This is a genomic window from Shimia abyssi (assembly GCF_003014475.1).
In the GTDB taxonomy this organism is placed as follows: Bacteria; Pseudomonadota; Alphaproteobacteria; order Rhodobacterales; family Rhodobacteraceae; genus Shimia; species Shimia abyssi.
Map to the genome: position 1 here is coordinate 107041 of NZ_PYGJ01000009.1, position 19324 is coordinate 126364.

General features: G+C 58.1%; 16 protein-coding genes. 11 read left to right on the top strand and 5 right to left on the bottom strand.

What is annotated here, in order from left to right; genetic code table 11:
- The first annotated feature begins 10 nt into the window (after nucleotides 1-10).
- The 7 genes from fdh3B (at nucleotide 11) to CLV88_RS14295 (ending at nucleotide 8139) form a co-directional block, all read left to right on the top strand.
- Complete coding sequence (gene fdh3B, locus CLV88_RS14270) at nucleotides 11-607, top strand: formate dehydrogenase FDH3 subunit beta (RefSeq protein WP_106609085.1); 597 nt, start codon at nucleotides 11-13, stop codon at nucleotides 605-607.
- A gap of 130 nt (nucleotides 608-737) precedes the next feature.
- The gene (locus tag CLV88_RS14275) at nucleotides 738-1946 is read left to right on the top strand and encodes a formate dehydrogenase subunit gamma (protein WP_106609086.1); all 1209 of its coding nucleotides are present in this window, start codon (nucleotides 738-740) and stop codon (nucleotides 1944-1946) included.
- Nucleotide 1947: 1 nt separating this feature from the next.
- The gene (locus CLV88_RS14280) at nucleotides 1948-3246 is read left to right on the top strand and encodes a c-type cytochrome (RefSeq protein WP_106609087.1); all 1299 of its coding nucleotides are present in this window, start codon (nucleotides 1948-1950) and stop codon (nucleotides 3244-3246) included.
- 1 nt (nucleotide 3247) lies between these two features.
- Complete coding sequence (locus CLV88_RS23585; protein ID WP_279338355.1) at nucleotides 3248-3373, top strand: hypothetical protein; 126 nt, start codon at nucleotides 3248-3250, stop codon at nucleotides 3371-3373.
- A gap of 5 nt (nucleotides 3374-3378) precedes the next feature.
- Nucleotides 3379-4773, top strand: coding sequence for a sigma-54-dependent transcriptional regulator (locus tag CLV88_RS14285; RefSeq protein ID WP_106609088.1), 1395 nt, complete (start codon nucleotides 3379-3381; stop codon nucleotides 4771-4773).
- Nucleotides 4766-6772, top strand: a complete 2007-nt coding sequence (locus CLV88_RS14290) for a cache domain-containing protein (RefSeq protein WP_106609089.1) — start codon at nucleotides 4766-4768, stop codon at nucleotides 6770-6772. The genes CLV88_RS14285 and CLV88_RS14290 overlap by 8 nt, the downstream gene beginning before the upstream one ends.
- The gene (locus CLV88_RS14295) at nucleotides 6769-8139 is read left to right on the top strand and encodes a multicopper oxidase family protein (protein ID WP_243403669.1); all 1371 of its coding nucleotides are present in this window, start codon (nucleotides 6769-6771) and stop codon (nucleotides 8137-8139) included. Before CLV88_RS14290 ends, CLV88_RS14295 begins: the two co-directional genes overlap by 4 nt.
- Nucleotides 8140-8142: 3 nt before the next feature.
- On the opposite strand, the gene CLV88_RS14300 is transcribed toward CLV88_RS14295, so the two are convergent.
- From CLV88_RS14300 to CLV88_RS14310, 3 genes are all read right to left on the bottom strand, one after another.
- Nucleotides 8143-9093 (bottom strand): GlxA family transcriptional regulator, encoded by a 951-nt coding sequence (locus CLV88_RS14300; RefSeq protein WP_106609090.1) that lies wholly within the window; start codon nucleotides 9091-9093, stop codon nucleotides 8143-8145.
- Nucleotides 9094-9173: 80 nt separating this feature from the next.
- Complete coding sequence (locus tag CLV88_RS14305; protein WP_106609091.1) at nucleotides 9174-10721, bottom strand: trimethylamine methyltransferase family protein; 1548 nt, start codon at nucleotides 10719-10721, stop codon at nucleotides 9174-9176.
- Nucleotides 10722-10838: 117 nt separating this feature from the next.
- Entirely contained in the window at nucleotides 10839-12488 is a 1650-nt protein-coding gene (locus CLV88_RS14310; protein WP_165798902.1) for a glucosamine inositolphosphorylceramide transferase family protein, read from the bottom strand.
- 110 nt (nucleotides 12489-12598) lie between these two features.
- Here CLV88_RS14310 and CLV88_RS14315 point away from each other — a divergent pair, with 110 nt between their 5' ends.
- From CLV88_RS14315 to CLV88_RS14325, 3 genes are read left to right on the top strand one after another with little or no spacing between them, the layout of a single operon-like run.
- Entirely contained in the window at nucleotides 12599-13561 is a 963-nt protein-coding gene (locus CLV88_RS14315) for a hypothetical protein (protein WP_106609093.1), read from the top strand.
- An 8-nt stretch (nucleotides 13562-13569) separates the two neighbouring features.
- On the top strand, nucleotides 13570-15333 hold the full coding sequence (locus tag CLV88_RS14320; protein ID WP_106609094.1) for a cyclic peptide export ABC transporter: 1764 nt from the start codon (nucleotides 13570-13572) through the stop codon (nucleotides 15331-15333).
- Nucleotides 15330-16097 (top strand): hypothetical protein, encoded by a 768-nt coding sequence (locus CLV88_RS14325; RefSeq protein ID WP_165798903.1) that lies wholly within the window; start codon nucleotides 15330-15332, stop codon nucleotides 16095-16097. Before CLV88_RS14320 ends, CLV88_RS14325 begins: the two co-directional genes overlap by 4 nt.
- Here the strand turns inward: CLV88_RS14325 and CLV88_RS14330 are convergent.
- Entirely contained in the window at nucleotides 16073-16681 is a 609-nt protein-coding gene (locus CLV88_RS14330) for a CDP-alcohol phosphatidyltransferase family protein (RefSeq protein ID WP_106609096.1), read from the bottom strand. The genes CLV88_RS14325 and CLV88_RS14330 overlap by 25 nt on opposite strands.
- Before the next feature lie 13 nt (nucleotides 16682-16694).
- Nucleotides 16695-18224: a xylulokinase gene (locus CLV88_RS14335; protein WP_165798904.1), complete on the bottom strand. Its 1530-nt coding sequence runs from the start codon at nucleotides 18222-18224 to the stop codon at nucleotides 16695-16697.
- A 110-nt stretch (nucleotides 18225-18334) separates the two neighbouring features.
- On the opposite strand from CLV88_RS14335, the gene CLV88_RS14340 reads away from it, so the two are divergent.
- Nucleotides 18335-19324, top strand: coding sequence for a hypothetical protein (locus CLV88_RS14340; RefSeq protein ID WP_165798905.1), 990 nt, complete (start codon nucleotides 18335-18337; stop codon nucleotides 19322-19324).

The following is a 19324-nucleotide window of genomic DNA, read 5'->3' on the forward strand; positions in this document are numbered from 1 at the left end:
AGAAGAGAAAATGGCAGCAAGAGCAAAATTTCTCTGCGACGCTGAGCGATGCATTGAATGCAACGCCTGTGTGACCGCCTGTAAGAACGAGCACGAGGTGCCTTGGGGCATCAACCGGCGCCGTGTTGTGACCATCAACGACGGTAATCCGGGTGAACGTTCGATTTCGGTGGCTTGCATGCACTGTTCGGACGCGCCCTGTATGGCCGTTTGCCCGGTGGATTGCTTCTATCAGAACGAAGAAGGCGTGGTTTTGCACTCCAAGGACTTGTGCATCGGCTGCGGCTATTGCTTCTACGCGTGCCCGTTTGGCGCGCCGCAATATCCGCAAGCAGGTAACTTCGGGTCTCGTGGCAAGATGGACAAATGTACCTTCTGCGCTGGCGGTCCCGAAGAAAACCACTCGAACGCCGAGTTCTCCAAGTACGGGCGCAACCGGATTGCAGAAGGCAAACTGCCGATCTGTGCCGAAATGTGCTCGACTAAGGCACTGCTCGCAGGTGACGGCGATGTTGTGTCGGCCATCTACCGCGAACGCGTCGTGGCGCGCGGGTTTGGGTCTGGTGCTTGGGGCTGGGGTACAGCCTATGAACAAAAAGGCGGCTAAAGCTGGCTTTTGAAATGAGGCCGGGCGGTGCGCTGCCCGGCCTTTCCCCATCGTTGCAATCCAGTTGAGCAGCGCTGATCAACACATTCCTAAACCTGTGGCACCTGCGTGTGCCGAGGAGATTTTTCGCATGACCCGTTTGCGCCTTTTGCTGTCCATCCTGACGATCTGTCTGGTGTCCACCATGGGGGTCGCCCAAGAGGCGACCGGTTCCAATGACACCCGTGCCGCCACCGGTGGCGCGCAAACCCTCGAAGATATTATGGCGCGACAGCGGGGCGAGAAGATCGATGACACGTTCCGCCGTGATGCGACGGGCCAAGCCAACGTTGAGGGGCTGATCGGTCAACTTGGCACACGTGGGGTTGCCTCAGATTCCGAAGTTTACCGCGCTCTGCGCTATGGAAGCGCGACAACCTCGACATCGGCCCGCGGCCCTGTCGCCGGTGTGCTCATTCAAGACAACGGCATGACATGGCTGACCTTCCGCGAGGGGCCGCTTCTCAAGTATGGTTTTTACGCGCTGGGCGGAATGCTCGCCGTTATCCTGCTGTTTTTCTTACTACGTGGAAAAATTCGTATCGACGGTGAAAAAACCGGACGCAAGATCACACGGTTTGTCGGTATCGAACGCTTTGCGCATTGGACACTCGGTATTTCCTTTATTCTGCTGGCCCTGACCGGCCTGTTCCTGATCGCGGGGCGCAATTTCATCATGCCGTGGATGGGCAAAGAGGCTTACGCGACAATCGCGCTGGCGGGAAAATGGGTGCACAACAACGTTGCGTGGGCCTTTATGATCGCGCTGGTGATGGTTTTTGTGATGTGGGTCGTGCACAACATCCCCAACATGACCGACCTGCGTTGGTTGGCCAAAGGGGGCGGGCTGTTTTCCAAGGGCGTGCATCCACCGGCACACAAATTCAACGCCGGCCAAAAGATCATTTTCTGGTCCGTAATTCTGCTGGGCTTTTCTATTTCGCTGTCGGGTCTGTCGCTGCTCTTTCCGTTCGAGATACCGACATTTGCCAAGACATTTGTGATCCTGAACGCGACGGGCTTGCCAGAACTGATAATGGGCACACCCTTGCCAGAGGTGCTCTCGCCTTATCAAGAAATGCAATATTCCCAGGCGTGGCATGCCATCGTCGCCTTTGCCTTTATCATGATTGTCATTGCCCACATCTATCTGGGCAGCGTTGGCATGGAAGGGGCATTTGACGCGATGGGTACGGGCGACGTCGAAGAACAATGGGCCAAAGAGCACCACTCGCTCTGGTACGAAAAGGAAATGGAACGCACCAAGTCCGCCCCGGATCAGGCCACGCCTGCTGAATAAAATGCGGCTCGGCGGCATCGTTCTCAGCCTTTTGTTGGCGCCGGGTCTGGCGCTGGCGGGCGATTTTTTTACTCTTGAGGGCCATGGTGGCCCGATCAAGGGGATCGCAGTCTCGCCGTCTGGCGATCGCATTCTCACCGCCAGCTTCGACAATTCTCTGGGCTATTGGAGAGACCAAGCGCCAAGCTGGTTAGAAGCGCACGAAGCCGCCGCCAATACTGTGCGATTTGTCGTCGATACGGTCGCGGTGTCGGCAGGTGACGACTTTGCGGTACTGCTCTGGGATCTGCAAACCGGCACGGCCACGCGCCTCGGCGCGCACAAGGGCAAAGTGATTTCGTTGCGTGTCTCGCCTGATGGGAAAACCATCGCCACCGCCAGCTGGGACGGCACGGTTGGAATTTGGCCACTCGATGGCGGTAAGCCACGTTTTATTCCCGTCGCGTCCAACGTCAACGACATCGCGTTTCTTGATGGCGGCGCGGGGCTGATGACTGCCGCCGCAGACGGAAAAATCCGCGAATGGGATGTTAAAACAGGTGCTCAAAAACGCCTGTTCCTCAGCAACGGATTTGGCGTTAACACGCTCGTTGCGCATGAAAAAGCTGGCTGGCTGGCTTTTGGAGCGGTCGATGGTGTCACCCGCATCGTCGACATAGAGTCGGCCGAAACAATCAAGGATGTCACGCTTGATCGCCGTCCAATCCTTGCCATGGCGGCCAGTCGCGACATGCGCTACCTCGCGATTGGCGACGGCGAAGGATACATTATGGTCCTCGACACGGCGGAGTGGGCCATACACGCTGATTTCCGCGCCACCCATCGCGGCCCGATCTGGGCGTTGGAATTTGCTGCGGACGGAGAGAATATTCACGCGGGCGGTCTGGATGATGCCATGTTCTCATGGCCCCTAAACGGCACGCGCGATGCGCCGCGCATGGTTTCCCAGGATCGCCCGTTCCTGAACGGGTCGCAAAACGCTACCAACGGAGAGCGTCAGTTCCAGCGCAAATGTTCGATTTGCCACACGCTGACCGAAACCAGCGCGCGCCGTGCGGGGCCTACACTAATGAATGTTTTTGGGCGCCCCGCCGGAACTGTGCCAGATTATTTCTACTCTCAAACCCTTACAACGTCGGACATTATCTGGGGGCCTGCGACTATAGACGCTCTTTTTGATCTGGGCCCTGACGTGTATATTAAAGGGACAAAGATGCCGGTTCAGCGCATCACCAGTCCCCAGGATCGCGCTGATCTGATCGACTATCTGCGACGGTTCAGCGAAACCAAGGAAAACTGATATGAAAGCCTTTCTTCTCTCGTGTGTCGCCATCGCCGTGATCTCCGTCGCGGCTTACTATGGCCTGCACTCGGCTGGTTTTTCAGCCAGCGACGTCGCCAGCGGCAGCTCGGTGCGACTGGATTAACATAGATGACCACGGCACATCTGAACTTGTCTCGTCCTCGCACGGAACCTAGGGCTCAATCAGAGTTTGGGATCGGCCTTGCCACCGCGTCGGTACTCGTGGTGGATGACGAACCGGGCATCCGCAATTTTATCGTCAAGATCCTGCAACCGCTTGTGGGGCGTATCGAACAGGCCGCCAACACCGAGGTGGCCTCGCGTCTGCTAGATGCAAATCACTTCGATATCGTGATCCTCGATAATGTCATGCCTGGTACAACGGGCCTTGAATGGCTTGGCGAACAGCGCAAGCTTGGCCTTTTTGCCGACACCATTTTGATCACGGCCTTTGCCGATATGGACACTGCGATCGAGGCCATGCGCGCGGGCGCGGTGGACTTTGTTCTAAAACCCTTCCGCTCAAACCAGATTCTCAATGCTGTCGCCCGCTGTGTTGACAGGGTAAATTTGCGTCGTGAAAACTACCTTCTGAAATACGAACTTGCCTCGGGAAACACACAGGTGCGCTCGCGCCTGCTTGGTACCTCTCCGGTGATCGAAAACATCCGCGCCACACTTGAGCGCGCAGCCCCGTTGCCCACGCCTGTGCTGTTAACGGGCGACACGGGCACCGGCAAAGAGGTCGGCGCACGCGCGCTTCATGTGATGTCGGATCGCGCCGAAAAGCCCTTTGTCCCGATCAATTGCGCCACGATTTCGGGCGACATGGTGGAACACGAACTGTTCGGGCAAATTCGGCAGGATCAAACCGGGCGCACCATCCGTCAGGACGGGGTGTTTATGAACGCCAATGGCGGCACGCTCTATATGGACGAAATCGTCGAACTTCCCGCACCGGTACAGGCCGCGCTTTTGCGGGTCATTGAACACCGCAAAATCCGCCCCGTCGGTTCGTCTCGCGAGGTGCCGCTAGATCTGCGCTTTATCTTTGCCACCAATGGCAACCTGCAAGAGGCCGTCGCTCAGAGCCGTTTCCGCGAAGATCTTTATCACCGCATCAATGTGCTCAACATTCAGATGCCCGTGCTGCGCGACCGGATTGGCGACATCAAGGAACTGGCCCTGATGTTCATCCAACAGATATCCAAATCGCTTGGCGTTGCACCGCTCACCCTGTCTGAAGGGGTGCTTTTGAACATGTCGCGCTATGACTGGCCCGGCAATGTACGCGAGCTGCGCAACCTGATTGAACGCTCTTTGATCGTAGGCGAATGGCCGGCAGAGTTCGCCACCGGTCAGGATGGCGAAGAAGTAGAGGCCGTCGACAGCCTTGCCGCGGTAGAGCGCCGCCATATTCTCACTGTGCTGGATGCCTGCGACGGAAACCGGGCCGAGGCCGCGCGCCGTCTGGGTGTCTCGCGCAAGACCATCGACCGCAAATGCGCGATGTGGAATGGCTGACAACGGGGTGCTAAGAAAACGCGCCATGTCGGTGCGGATCCGCCTGTTGGCGATAGCACTCCTGCCCACGCTTGTGGTGATGCCGCTCTTTTTTATGGTGACGGCGGTCAACTGGTCGTCGCGATTTGACAATCTGCTGATTGCCAAGGTGAACGGCGAACTGACTATCGCAGATCAATATTTCTCGCGTCTTGCAGAAAACAGCGACCTGCAATTGCGCGCCGTGGCCGAGTCCGCCACCTTCGTGCGTCAAATCGAGTCTGGCGATGACAAAATGCTGCTCGACATGCTCGACACACGGCGTGCCGAGCTTGGCTTTGACTTCCTCTACTACACCACGACCGATGGTACGATTCTGTCCTCTCCTCGCATCACTGACGCTGCGCCGCTGATGAAATGGCCCGTTGTGCAACAGGCCCTTGCCGGGCAGCCGTCAACCCAGATCGACATTTTTACGCGGGCCGACCTGTTGCATATCTCGTCCCTTCTGGCAGAACGCGCGCGCATTGCGCTTGTCCCAACCGAGGCCGCCGTTCCAACCGCGCGGACCGAGGAGACACGCGGCATGGTTGTTCATACCGCTACCCCAGTTGGCAGGGATGGAGTGATGGTGGGCGGCGTGCTGCTCAATCGAAACCTTGAGTTCATCGATACGATCAACGATCTCGTCTATCCCACGGCCTCCCTGACCCAAGGCAGCCTTGGCACCGCCACTCTGTTTCTCGAAGATGTGCGCGTTTCAACCAATGTGCGCTTGTTTCAGAACGAACGTGCGCTGGGCACGCGCGTTTCGGCCATTGTGCACGAAACCGTCCTGGAACAGGGCGAGGTCTGGCTGGATCGCGCGTTTGTTGTGAATGACTGGTATATTTCGGCCTATGAACCCATCGTCGACAGCTACGGCAATCGTGTTGGAATGCTCTATGTCGGGTTTCTTGACCAACCATTTCGCGACGCCAAATTCTCTACCATCCTGACATTCGCAATCGCCTTTGCCGTGATCGTCGCCATATCTGTGCCGATCTTCCTGCGCTGGGCGCGTCAGATTTTCAACCCGCTCGAACGGATGCTCGGCACCATTGTGCAGGTCGAAGAAGGCGACCTTGGCGCGCGGACCGGCGTACATTATTCGGCGGATGAAATTGGGCGTGTTGCCGCGCAAATGGATGAACTTTTGGATCAGATTCAAGAACGCGACCGCGAACTGAACCGTCGTGTCGCAGAACGCACCCGCGATCTAAAAGACGCGAACCAGCGTCTTGAGGCGACCACCAAACAGCTTGTTGTCTCCGAAAAGCTTGCCGCAGTAGGTGAAATCGCCGCTGGGATCGCGCATGAGGTCAACAACCCCATTCAGGTGATCCAAGGCAATCTCGACGTGATCCGCTCCGAACTCGGGGTCGAGGCAGATCGTGTGCGTACCGAACTGCGTCTGATCGACGAACAGGTGCACTCTGTCTTTCTGATCGTGAACAAGCTGCTGCAATTCACCCGGCCAGACGAATACGCCGACAGCCTCGAACATCACCGCCCTGCGGATGTCATGTCTGACACGATCCCGCTGGTCCAGCACCTGCTGAACACCGCAGAAATCGACCTGACACTTGATCTCTCCAGCGACAACGTCATTGCGATCAACCGGACCGAGCTGCAACAGGTGTTGATCAACCTCATCGTTAACGCGATCCACGCTATGCCCGATGGCGGTGCGCTCACCCTTTCGGTCCGCGACGTACCCCAAGAAAACAGGCCCGGCGTCGCCATTGGCGTGATGGACACGGGCACGGGCATGACACCCGACATCCTCGCCCGGATATTCGACCCGTTTTACACAACCAAACAGGGTGAAGGTACCGGGCTCGGCCTGTCCATCACTCGCAAACTGGTCGAACTTTATTCTGGCACCATCACCGCAGACAGCACACTGGGGCAGGGGACACGTTTTGATGTTTGGTTCCCGCTCGACAGCGCTGCCCACGAACAGGAAACTCCCGCGTGACCCGTCTGACTCGCCGCACCCTTCTCAAATCCGCCACCGCCGCGTTGGCATTGCCCGCGTTCGCCCGCGCCAGCGGCCACGAAACTCTGCTGCACGCCCAACCCGCCAGCGCGCAACTGGTTGACCCCGAATATCCACCAACCAAAGTGTGGTGCTATAATGGCGCTGTTCCCGGCACGCAACTGCGCGCCCAGCAGGGCGATATTCTAAATGTCCGTCTGCGCAATGGGATCGACCAATCCACCAGCATTCATTGGCACGGCCTGCGCGTGCGCAACGACATGGATGGCGTGCCCGGCTTCACCCAAGACCCGGTACAGCCCGGCGAAGACTTTCTCTATGACCTCGCGCTCAGGGATGCTGGCACCTACTGGTATCACTCCCACAGTCGCTCTTTTGAGCAGGTCGCACGCGGCCTTTACGGTGCGTTGATTATCGAAGAACCCGACGCGCCAGAGGTTGATTACGATCTGACCGTGGTGCTGGATGATTGGCGCCTGACGGAAACGGCCCAGATATCCGACGACTTTGAAAACCGCCACGATCTCAGCCATGCTGGGCGGCTTGGCAACTATATTCACGCTGTGTTCGACGCTGCCCCCGCCCAATTCCGCAAGCATGAGCGTCTGCGCCTGCGCTTCATCAACACTGCCACCAATCGCATCATGCCAGTGTCCCTGCGCGGTGTGGATGGCTGGATCGTCGCCCGTGATGGCATGCCGCTCACCGCGCCTGAACCCCTCGCCACACTTACCCTCGGCCCTGCCGAACGCGCCGACGTAATTGTCGATGTTACCGCCGAAACGGGGGGCGAGGTGTTGTTGGTCTTTCAAGACCGCGATCAGGGTTATGTGCTCAATGAATTTCCCGTAGCCACGGGCGCAACCACCCGCCGCGCCGCGCCCAAAGCGTTGTCGCCCAACCCTATCACTCGCTTAACAACCGTCGAGAATGCGCGCACAATACCCCTGCGTATGGAGGGCGGCGCAATGAGCGGGCTACAGGCGGGGCGTTATCAGGGCCGCGATCTGTCCATGCGCGAATTGGTCGGACAGGGGCAAATGTGGACCCTCAGCGGCGTTGCGAGCTTTCCAGAGGCACCATTCTTTGACGCGTCCTTGGGCGAAACGATCGTGCTGCAAATGAAGAATGACACTGCGTTCCCTCACGCCATGCACATGCACGGAATGCACTTCCAGGAAGTGCTCTCAGACGGGTTTGGCCCTCACAAAGACACCGTCCTCCTGGCCCCCTCAGAGGCGCGCGATTTTGCCTTTGTTGCTGATAATCCCGGCAAGTGGTTGCTGCATTGTCACATGCTCTCGCATTCGCAAGCCGGAATGAAAACATGGTTTCAGGTTGGGTGATTGTCAGCTCAACTTGGCCTGCTGCGCTGTTGGCGTAATGCCAAACTTACTGCGATACACCCGCGCAAAATGGCCCGGGCTCTCAAACCCGCAGGCCAGCGCAACCTCGGTCACCGACTGATCCGTCTGTACCAGCAAATTGCGCGCGCGCTGCAAGCGCAGGTCCATCAGGTATTTCTTGGGCGAACAGTTCAGATGCCGCCCAAACAAACGCTCCAGTTGCCGCGTAGAAATCCCGATTTCCTCGGCAATGCGTGACGGAGACTTGGGTGCCTCAATGCTGTCGCCCATGATCTGGATGGCCTTGACCAAATGCGGATTGCGCATCCCATGGCGCGATTGCAGCGACACGCGTTGCTCCGCCGTCCCCTCTCGCACAGCATTGTAGACCATCTGATCCGCCACAGCGATGGCAAGGTCCGCGCCGTGGGTCTCTTCGATCAGATGCAGCATCAGGTCAGCCGTCGCCGTCCCGCCCGACGCGGTCACAATCGGCTCATCGGCCACAAACACGCTGCTCACAAGGTTCACTTCAGGGAAATCCTCCATGAATCCGTCGTGAAAATCCCAATGGATCGCCGCCCGCATATTGTCCAACATGCCGCCCTTGGCCAGCAAGAAAGCCCCCGAACACAACGCACCAATCTTCGCACCACGCGCACGTTGCTGACGCAAACACGCTAACAAATCCGGCTCCAGATGGTTGTGCACATTGATCCCGGACAAGGCAAACACCCGGTCGCAATGGGGCAGCGACCTGTAGTCCATATCCACCAACGTAACGGTGCCGTTTGAACAGACCGCGCGCGTACCATCAGAGCTGGCCAGCACCCAAGAATATAGAGTTCTGCCGCTAATCAGATTGGCAATCCGCAAGGGCTCAATGGCACAAGAAAACGCGATATGCGTAAACTCGGGCACCAGCAAAAAGGCAAACGTTTCGGATTTGATCATCAAATGGCCTATGGGCGTGCTGTCATCAACACGCCCACTGTGCCGCCACTGGGCAGCAGTTTCAATCTGGGAACTTGCGTCTAATAGCTTTGGTTCAGCTCATCCGCTGCTGGAATTTCACGCTCGCGCCGCGCGATATAGTCCAGCAACGCTTCGTTCCTGGCCTCGTCCAGCTTCGGCTCTTCATAGGCATTCAACAGGTTTTTGGCGTGTGTCAATGCGCGCTCAGTAATCTCGACAGACCCTTCCGCCGCCCACTGTTCAATCGAATTATTGTCGAACAGGTCCGGCATGAAATACGCAGTCTGAAAGTTCTCCTGTGTGTGTGGATGGCCAAGGTAATGCCCACCCGGTCCCACATCGGGCACAGCGGCAAGTGCGGCGTCAAAATCATCCCATTTCGGCCCCTCTGCCATGCGATAGGCCATGGCGCATTGCTCTGCATCCACCACAAACTTGGCCACCGAACAATGCATTCCGGCTTCGTTCCACCCGGCCGAATGCCAGATATAGTTCGCCCCCGCATGCATAACCGCCGACAGGGTCGTCGCGCTTTCATACCCAGCTTGGGCATCAAACGTCTTGGCCCCGCCCAATGTGTTCGAAGTGCGCCAGGGCACATCGTAAAACCGCGCCATCTGACCGATCATGAAATTCATCAGGCTGATCTCGGGCGTGCCCGCCATCGGCGCGCCGGATTTCATGGAAACGGTCGACAAATAATGCCCGTAAATCGCGGGCGTACCCTTGTTGCAAAGCTGCGTATAGGCCAATGCCGACAGCGCCTCTGCGTTCAGCTGCGCCACCGACGCCGCGACCGAGGCGGGCGTGTTCGCACCGCCCAGCACAAAGGGCGAGCACAGCACAGGCTGGCGTCTCGCGCCAAAGGCCCGCAACGCACCCAGCATGGTTTCGTCCCACACCAACGGGGAGTTACCGTTGCAATTCCCGGTCGTGACAGGGTTGTTCATGATGAACTCTTCGCCAAACAGAATGGCGCACATGTCCATGACATCTTCGGCGTTCTTGGGTGATGTGGTCATCCCCATGAACGTCTTGTCCGAATACTTCATCGACGAATAGGTGATCCGCAAATGGCGTTGGCTGATCGGGTGATCATACGGCTCAACAATGTGATGTGCCGAGCTGTGCAAGGCGGGCATCATATGGCTCAGCTTGTGAAACATCGCCAGATCATCCAGCATCGGATTGCGCCGCACATCGTCCAGATCGCGCAGATAGGGCGCGCCGGTCATAGGCACAAAAATCGAATGTTTCCCCCCCAGCCGGACGTTCTTTTTGGGGTCACGCGCGTGATAGGTGAAATCCGACGGAATGGTCGAAATCAGGTCCATCACCAGACCGCGATCAAGATAAACCAGCTCGCCGATCACCTTGGCTCCGGCCCGTTTCCAGTCTGCGATGGCAATCGGGTCGCGAAACTGCACGCCGACGTTTTCAAGAATATCCATCGACGCATTGTGAATACGCTCAACCTGACTGCCATCCATGACTTCGCAAACAGGGATCTTGCGGGTCAGACCGGGCAGCATTGTGAAATCGTGGGCCATGCGCACGGCGCGACGGGCAGAGCGGCCGCCGGCGCGGCGGCGGGAATCAAGTGCCATGGGGGCAACCTCCTAAACTGAAGCTACCCCGAGTCGTGACAGATCGGTGCGCCGCCCACTGACCGGAAAGCGAACCGGGCTTGCAGGAAACGACGCGCGCCCAGAACGCGCGATCGGTCAGTGCCTTGTGCGCCGATCCCACACCACCAGCTCACCCAATTGCGAACAGTGATGCACACCCTCGACCTCGGTCATCTCCAGATGCGGTGGCGTGGGGATTGCCACTTCGTCAAACGTATCCGGCGTCAACTCCATCCGCCTGTATTCCATGCCCTGCCCATAATAGTCTCGGCTGGACTGCACACAGCGGATCAACTGCCCCTCCCATTCAAAGACTCCCCCGGCGTTGCGACCAGTGCCATGCCCCTTGGTAATCTCGCGCCCTTCGACATTAACCGGGTGCGCGGTCCACTCACCGTCAATCGGATCATCAGTATGGAATATCGCCAGATACCGATTGCCCGTTCCCGCTTGCGGGGATCGGATCGACGTGATCAGCCACCAACACCCGCCGTGTTCAAAGATTACACTGTCAGCGGCGTCCACGCCGTCCAAAATGCTGCGGTGCTTGCGCCATCCAGATGGAAAAGACGTGCACTCGTACAGATCAACCCGCCCATTGGCACAGGTTTTGGGCAGCATCCATGTTTTGTCGCCATGGCGGAACATAAACGGAAACGACGTATGCACACCGGGGTCCAGCACCGGCACTGCCTTGCGCGCACCCTCCAACGGCATTGCGACAAGGGTGCCACGCATGGTGATATAGCGGAAATCCTCCAGCATCACCCATGTCTTTCCGTCCTCTTCCCACAGAAACGGATCAGCATAATAATGCCCAAGCGGGCAGGGCAGAACCTCGTCACCGGTCTCACCGCGCCGCTTCAGACGGACCTCAAAATACTCGCCTATCCACCGACTGGGAAACCATCTTGGGCCAATCCACTGGTCCGTGCGGATAAGCGCCTGATCAACCGCTTTCCAAACCGCATAATAGGCGCGCGCAAACACATCCGCCCAATCGGGGAAATCCGGGCCCAGCTTGTTGCGGGTTGAGATAAACTTCACCGGTCGCCCACAGGCGATATCAATATCCTGCTCTGGTAACTTCAAGTCACCGGTGCTGCTCAGCGGTTGCACCAGCGCGTTCAGCACCGACTGATCGTTGCGATGCCCTTCAAAGGTGTTCTTCGGCGGGCGGATAATCTCTTCATCCTCCGACAGCGTTGCCCAATCCTCTATGATCTTGCGCATCTCAGGCCGGGATGCATCAACACCCACCAGCCCCGACGCCAACTCGCGCGATCCCCAGATCCAGCGCGGCACCTTCAGCCGTTCCAACATACGCCGGTCACATCGCCCCATCAGGCTGGTCTGACCGCGTAGCATATAAAACCCGTGCTCGCGCACCCAATCGACCATCTCGGTCATCGACCCACGCGGCAGGTTCGCACTATCGACCCAAAACACAACACCCTGCGCTTCTTTGACGACCTCCCAAACCACGAGACCTTTCCACGCGTAGGCGCCATAGGATGGCACATAATGCGGCGGCAATCCGTTCAGATCGAGCTTGCGCAGCTCGACCCAGTCAAACAGCTCCAACAACCGCGCGCGCTGTGCTGCTTCCATGCCGATATCATAGACAATCCAACGCGCGCCTTTGTTCCAGCCATGGCGTTTAACGGCGCGCAACAGCTGATGTAAGTTGCGCGTAAACCGCGCATCTGCGGCTGTCACAAAAATCACATCATTCGGTCTTTGCATCCCAAGGCACCCGGGGTTATTGCTCTGGCGCATATGTAACCGGTGCAGACGGGGAAAGACCAGTTGCCAATAAAACCGGCGCGAAATTTGGACGAGCAGGGAGCTGAGCTTTGATCTATCTCGCTTTGGCGATGCTTGCGGTGCTTGTCACGTTGGTCGCGGCGATATGGTTGCACCACTTGTTCGAAGGCGAACGGCTGGTGTCTGACCTGCTGCGCGAACGCCGCCTGTCCCGCAAAACGTTGCGCGGGTTAGATCAGGCATGGAAGGCGGCAGACAAAACTGATCTCGTGGTGTCGCTGACCACGATCCCAAGTCGCATCACCCTGATTGAAACCGTGCTCAAAGGGCTGCTCGATCAGTCCAGACCGCCGAAGAAAATCTTTCTCAATGTGCCAGACCATTCTCTTCGCGAAGATGTAAGTTACGACATTCCCTCGCACCTAAAAGATCTCGCTTCGGTGGAAATTGTGCGGGGTCCTGATCACGGCCCGGCGACAAAACTGATCCCGACGGCCTTGAACGCCGGGCCCGACCAATGGATCGTCGCCGTCGATGATGATCGGATCTATCCGCATGACTTCATCGCCATCTTCGAAGCCGCCACACAAACGCACTCCGACACGGCCCTCACCATGGCAGGTTGGGTGGTCCCCGAGGATCTGACCGACCGTCCCACAACGTGGCTTTCTAACCTGCGTGAAAGCCCACCCGCGCCGATACGCGGACATCGCCAAAGTGGTTTGCGCCCGGTGGATATTTTTATGGGGGTCTTTGGGTATGCGGTCAGGCCGCGTTTCTTTGACCTCTCCGTTCTGGCCGACCTGTCCGACACGCCGCGTGCTGCGTTTCTCGCTGATGACGTGCGCACCAGCGCGCTGTGCAAGGCTCCCCGCCACGTTATCCCATGTCGCAGCCTTAGTTTCTTGCCCAAGGCCAATGCATTGCACTACAAACTCACGGCGCTGGCCAATTTGAACCGTGGAAACGGCGCACTAGAAGACCGAAATAATACCAAGGCCATTCGCCACTTTGCCAATCGTTGGCACGTTGGTGGGGCCAAGCAAAGGTGACGAGTTTAATGACAGCCAAGACGGAGCAATTTTCGCACGCGCGAACCGAGGCAGTCAAAACCATCGAGTTGGCCGAAATGCCAGACCCGGGCGAGCCCGGTTTGCGGGCGCTTCTGCGCCGTCGCGCCATTGTTATCCGATTTATGATCGTATCCTCCGGAGTAATCCGGGACCCGGTCGTCATCCTGACCCTGCTGGCCAGCCTCAGCCGCTCTGGCATGATATTCGCCATCAACGAAACCGCACAGTCGATCGGTACGGGCAACGGGTTTGGTTGGTCGGTGCAATTGTTGCTCCTGTGCGCTGTAACATTGATCGTGTCGGGATATTTCCAGCGCATTCGCGCCTTTCGCCTGATCGTCGCCATCGACCGCGCCTTACAGCGCCGCATGGTGTCGCGCTTGTTGCGGGCGAATGTCGATTTCCTGCTCTCCAGCTCGCATGGCCAGGTTTATTCGGCCATGACCCGCGAAGTGCGCGAGGTTTCAGGTGCGGTTGTCAATGTCATCGAAGCGGTCGAGGCCATTGTGGTTCTCGGCTTGGCTGTGCCTTACTTGTTTTATGTCTCGCCCATCGCAGGCACGGCTGCGATTGGTGCGTTTGCCTTCGGTCTGGTTGGATATTTCTTCCTCGATTTGCCAGCACGCGCCAGCAACCTGCGCGCGTCAAAGGCGTTTGGCGCGTATTGCGACCGGGTTGGCGACATGTTGTCGGGCTGGCGCGAATTGCGTCAGCGCCGCTCGCGCCGCGAGACTTTGGAACGTGATGCACTGGATACAATCGACGAGAACATTGCCAATGTGATGCGGTCCGAGGTGTTTTATTCCGGCAGCACGGCGGTGGGCCAGTCGGCTATCATTATGCTGATGTGCTTTGTTGTTATCGCGATCCCGGTCATTCAGGGTGGGGACACCACCACCATGTTTCAGGTGCTCACCATTGTGTTCCTGACAAACGGACCAACCGAACTGTTGTTCAACATGATGCCGCGCCTGTCGCGCGCTGAAAACGGCTACTTCAAAATTCAATCGTTGGAAAAATCGCTCGAGAACGCTCAGTCGCACGCTCTGATGCATCCCGGCGAAACCAAGGATAGTTTTGAAAAAATAGAACTGCGATCTGTCGGTGTGGAAATCAGAGAGCTTGAAAAGCCGGATGCAGAACCCTTTGTGCTTGGCCCGATCGACCTGACGTTTGAGCCGGGGGAAACCGTGTTTATCTGTGGCGGCAATGGTTCTGGCAAAACCACGCTCATGTCGTTGATCACGGGATTGCGGCTTCCCGGCAGTGGCCAGATCCTGTTGGATGGGCAACCGTTGGATGATCAGTCCACCGGCACGTATCGAGAGCTGTTCTCGGGCGTCTTTAGCGGGTTCCACTTGTTCGAACGGGCCTACGGTTTTGACGATAATGAACTTAGTGAATTGAACCGCCGCATAACTCAGCTTGGGCTGAGCCAACGTGTCGCGATGGCCGAGGATCGCTTTTCCACAACATCGCTCTCTGCCGGGCAAAGCCGTCGTCTTGCGCTTGCGGTTGCGCTGGCTGAACAACGCCCCATCATTGTGCTCGATGAATTTGCGGCTGATCAGGACCCCGCCAACCGAGCGTTTTTCTACGATGTGCTCGTACCGGAACTCGCCGCTTCCGGCAGCCTCGTGATCGCAATCACGCATGACGACCACCAATTCCACAAATGCGACCGCCTGATCAAAATGGCAGCGGGCAAGATCATCTCAGACCAACGCCAAGAGCGTCAGGAACCAGTGTGACCAACCCAGCTATTCCATCCGCGAGAACCGCGCTGGCTCTGACCATTGGGTTGGCCAGCACAACCTTCGTTTTTGTAGTTGTGAATTACCTGATTTACACAGTGCGCTGGGAATTTGCCGTGCTCAATCCCGCCTATATGGCGGAACAACCCCCAACAGTAAGTCGCGCAATTTCAGACCCTTCCATTGGCCCGTCCTTTGCTATGTGGATGGTGATCTGTGGTCCGCTTCTGGTCTTGGGTTTATCGCTGCAATACCACTCTTACCTCGGGGTGCTGAAACGTCAGGATATTGCAACCAAGGCACAGGTTTTTGGCCTTTCGGTGCTCACCGTACTGGCGCTGGTCTTTCAGGTTATGGCCTCGTCCGGAATGGTCATCCTCAGCCAGTTTCGGTTCCCGAATCATAACGACATGCATATGGTCGGCAGCTACCTGTTCTTCTTTTCTCAGGCATTCTTTACGTTTACGACATTCTTTGTCTCGCGCGCCTATAGTAAACTTGCCGCGCAGGGCGGGTTGCTCAGTGCACGCGCCTGCCGGTTCCGTGCCCGCCTGATCTGGTTGCCCGCGTTTCTGTCCGCCTTCTATCTCTTTCTCTTTGTAGCAAAAAGCTATTCCTTTGGCACCATCGACGATGCGCTCTACCAGACTTATGTCACAGTCGAGCTGTTCTTGATGTCGTCATTCCTGATTTACATGATGGCCTGGGCGCCAGACAGCGTGATTGCAATCCGTCGTTACTTGGCGTCCCGGTCCACCTGACGCAGCATCTGGGTCGCGCGTCGCATTCTTTGCAAGGCGGTGAAATGCGACAGGATCGCGAACCCAGCCATGCCCACAGTAATTAGCCAGTTTCCCAGAAAACCCGCACCAATCAACATCGCACACAGATAGATCACACGCTCCAGCCGCTCAAAGAAATCAGGCCAGTCCTCGTTGCTGATCTCCATCTCGATCGCCGTGCGCGCCTTGGCATAGGACGTGATGACGCTGCCGGAAAAACACGCCAGCGCCAGTGGCCATAGGTCGTGCATATAGGCCACTGTCGCCAGCACGGCCAACTCCTGATAGCGGTCCACCATCGCGTCAAAATACCCGCCCGCCTTGCTGCGCATTTCCCGCCGCCGCGCCACGGCGCCATCAAGCGCGTCAAAGGCAAAGGCCACCGCCAGCGTGGCGCCGTACAAAACAGCCGAGCCGTGCAGCATATAGGCCCCAGACATCAACAGGATCAGCACCAGCCCGGTGAACGTCACCTGATTGGGTGTAAACCCGGCCTTGACCAGCGGTGTCGACATCGACTCCCAGATCGGATCAATCTTTGCTTTCAACAACCCGTCAATCATTGCCTTGCTTCCCTTAGTCGTGCCGATAGCTTCGGATCACATCCCGCCGAATTTTGTCAAGCCGTTCTGCCCGCGCATCCATCAGCGCTGCTCGCGTTGGATCGGGGGCGTATTCGGCCTCTGCGCGCCCCTTAAGGCCCCGCGACGCCTCAGTTGCGCTTGTGGCCCAGCCCATCGCAGGCGCGGCCAGCGTTGCCGCCCCAAGCACGCCTGCGTGCCGTGCCGCACCCACGCGCAGTTCACGGTTCAGGCTGTCGGCCAGCAGTTGCGCAAACACCGGGTTGGCCGCAGCCCCTCCCACCAAAGCAATAGGGCCAGTCTGCTGTGCCCCACGCTCCTTGAGCACGTTCTCAAACGCCCACCGCAGGTTCAGCGCAACCCCCTCGGCGCTCGCACGCATCATCGCCACCCGATCATGCGCCAGCCCCAGCCCGTGGAACGTGCCGCGCAGAGTGTGATCATCCACCGGCACCCGTTCACCCGCCAACCACGGCAGGAAAAACGGATCATCCGGCTGTATCTCTCCCATATCTGCCACCGCGTCCGCCACCGGCTTGCCCAGCAATTGCGCCGCCCAGTCCAGCGCCGAGCCGGCGCTTTCCTGTGTGGCGATCAACAGCGGGCGGTACGCCAGCCCTGACGTAATCGTCGCATAGGCGTGTGGGATGCTCACCCGGCGGCTATCAAAGAACCCTGCGATCCACGCACTGGTGGCCATGCTGATATGCAGCGCGCCGTCCTCTACCTCACCGGTGCCCAGCGCCGCCGCCGTCACATCCGACGTGCCGCCAATCACTTCGACCTGTGCGCCCAGACCCAGCTCTTGCGCGGAAGTTGTCGTCAGCGTTCCAACCGGCGCGTCGCCCTGCACAATCGCGGGCAGCTTGTCCAACGGCACACCCGCCATCCGCGCCAGCGTACCCGACCACCCTTCGCGACCACGCCGCGTGTTCATCACCCATGTCAGGTTGGCCGATTCCGGAATGGTTGTGATCTCGCCGCAGGCCCTATGCACCAACCAATCGCGCACATCCAGAAACCATCGGGTCCGGTCAAACACGTCGGGTTCATGATCCCGCAACCACAGCATCTTGGCTGTCGGGTCCATCCCGTTCTGGGCCGGTGCGCCATTGGCCAGCGCCAGCCACAATAACCCCTTATCCAGTCGATACCCGCGAATGCCCGGAAACCCGCCAACCAGTCGCCGCCCCTCAACCGCACCGCGCTTGTCCATCCATGTCAGGCAATTGCGCAACGGTATGCCGTTTTCATCCGCGCAAATGACACCGCATATCTGGCTGCAAAACACCACCGCGCCTACGCGCTCGCGCAATCCCGGCAGCGCCTCGTGCAAAGCTGCGACCGCCTGAACCAGCGCAGCCCACCAATCCTCGGGGGCCTGCTCGGCGCGTCCACCGGGCGCCAGATGCAGCGGATAGGGGGCCATACTGCGGGCAAGTATCGTCAGATCGCCGTCGACCACCCCGGCCTTAACGCCCGAGGTGCCAAAGTCTGCCGATATCACCAGATCGCCGCGCGCCAATGCCCCGTTCCACAATGGTTATTCTCTGAATGGGTCTGGCACGGTTCCCCTTGCCAGCGCAACCGCGCATATCTACTTGCGTTGTCATTCACATTTCGCAAGATGCACCCATGACCAGCCCAGCACCTTCCCAAACCACATTGCCCGACTTTGCCGATAACACCATGGATGTCGTGATCATGTGGGTTGACGACCAGTTTCCCGGATATCAGGACACGTTTAGCCAGTATTCGGAAACGTCACATGACAAGAACCCGAACCGGACACGGGATAACCTCGAATTGTTGCGGTTCAATCTGCGCGCGCTGGATGCGTTTTTGCCCCAGATGCGCAACCTTTACCTCTTCACAATGCGTCCACAGGTGCCTGACTGGCTCAAGACAGACCACCCCAACCTGCGCGTTGTACACCACGACGAGGTGGCTGATCCCGCCATTCTACCAACGTTCAATTCGTTTTCGATCATGTCGCATGTGCACCTGCTGCCGGGCCTGTCCGAACACTACTTGTTCCTCGAAGACGACATGATGCTGACCCGGCCCGATGTGTTGGAGGTCCTGCAACGCGACGGCCTGCCGCTTTCGATGTTTCGTGGCAAGATCACCAGGAACGCAGACGAGCTTCACCCTGAAAGGGATGGCCCGTGGAACCACGCACTTGCCAATGCCAACCGTATCCTGAACGCGGCCTATGCGCCGTCACCCCGTGAATACGCCTTCCACGGACCGCGCCTTTTTCAAAAGTCGCAGGTTGCCGCGCTGGCTGAGACGTTTTCAGACGCATTTGCGCAAACCCGCGCAACCCGGTTCCGCGATGGGTCCAACATACCACTCGAGTATTTCTATCCACACGCCATGGTCGACCAAGGTCTGGCGCACAAAGCAACCCGCGCCGAGACAGATGCCGTCGAAGGCTACGCCTCGCTTGAAAACTTCCTGCCATGGACATGGTTTCAGCTGTGGAAACTCAAACGCCAGCGCCCCTTCAGCTACACACTGAACGACAGCTTTGGCAGCCGACCAAATCCGCGTGTGGAACGGTACGTGAAATCGTGGCTCAACCGCGAGTTCCCGAACCCATCACGATTTGAAAGGCACTAG

Bases quoted from the DNA above. Each gene is read 5' to 3' on its own strand.
- CLV88_RS23585 (WP_279338355.1), top strand. From the start codon at position 3,248: ATGAAAGCCTTTCTTCTCTCGTGTGTCGCCATCGCCGTGATCTCCGTC.
- CLV88_RS14300 (WP_106609090.1), bottom strand. From the start codon at position 9,093: ATGATCAAATCCGAAACGTTTGCCTTTTTGCTGGTGCCCGAGTTTACG.
- CLV88_RS14340 (WP_165798905.1), top strand. From the start codon at position 18,335: ATGACCAGCCCAGCACCTTCCCAAACCACATTGCCCGACTTTGCCGAT.
- CLV88_RS14285 (WP_106609088.1), top strand. From the start codon at position 3,379: ATGACCACGGCACATCTGAACTTGTCTCGTCCTCGCACGGAACCTAGG.
- CLV88_RS14320 (WP_106609094.1), top strand. From the start codon at position 13,570: ATGACAGCCAAGACGGAGCAATTTTCGCACGCGCGAACCGAGGCAGTC.
- CLV88_RS14310 (WP_165798902.1), bottom strand. From the start codon at position 12,488: ATGCAAAGACCGAATGATGTGATTTTTGTGACAGCCGCAGATGCGCGG.
- fdh3B (WP_106609085.1), top strand. From the start codon at position 11: ATGGCAGCAAGAGCAAAATTTCTCTGCGACGCTGAGCGATGCATTGAA.
- CLV88_RS14290 (WP_106609089.1), top strand. From the start codon at position 4,766: ATGGCTGACAACGGGGTGCTAAGAAAACGCGCCATGTCGGTGCGGATC.
- CLV88_RS14330 (WP_106609096.1), bottom strand. From the start codon at position 16,681: ATGATTGACGGGTTGTTGAAAGCAAAGATTGATCCGATCTGGGAGTCG.
- CLV88_RS14305 (WP_106609091.1), bottom strand. From the start codon at position 10,721: ATGGCACTTGATTCCCGCCGCCGCGCCGGCGGCCGCTCTGCCCGTCGC.
- CLV88_RS14280 (WP_106609087.1), top strand. From the start codon at position 1,948: ATGCGGCTCGGCGGCATCGTTCTCAGCCTTTTGTTGGCGCCGGGTCTG.
- CLV88_RS14275 (WP_106609086.1), top strand. From the start codon at position 738: ATGACCCGTTTGCGCCTTTTGCTGTCCATCCTGACGATCTGTCTGGTG.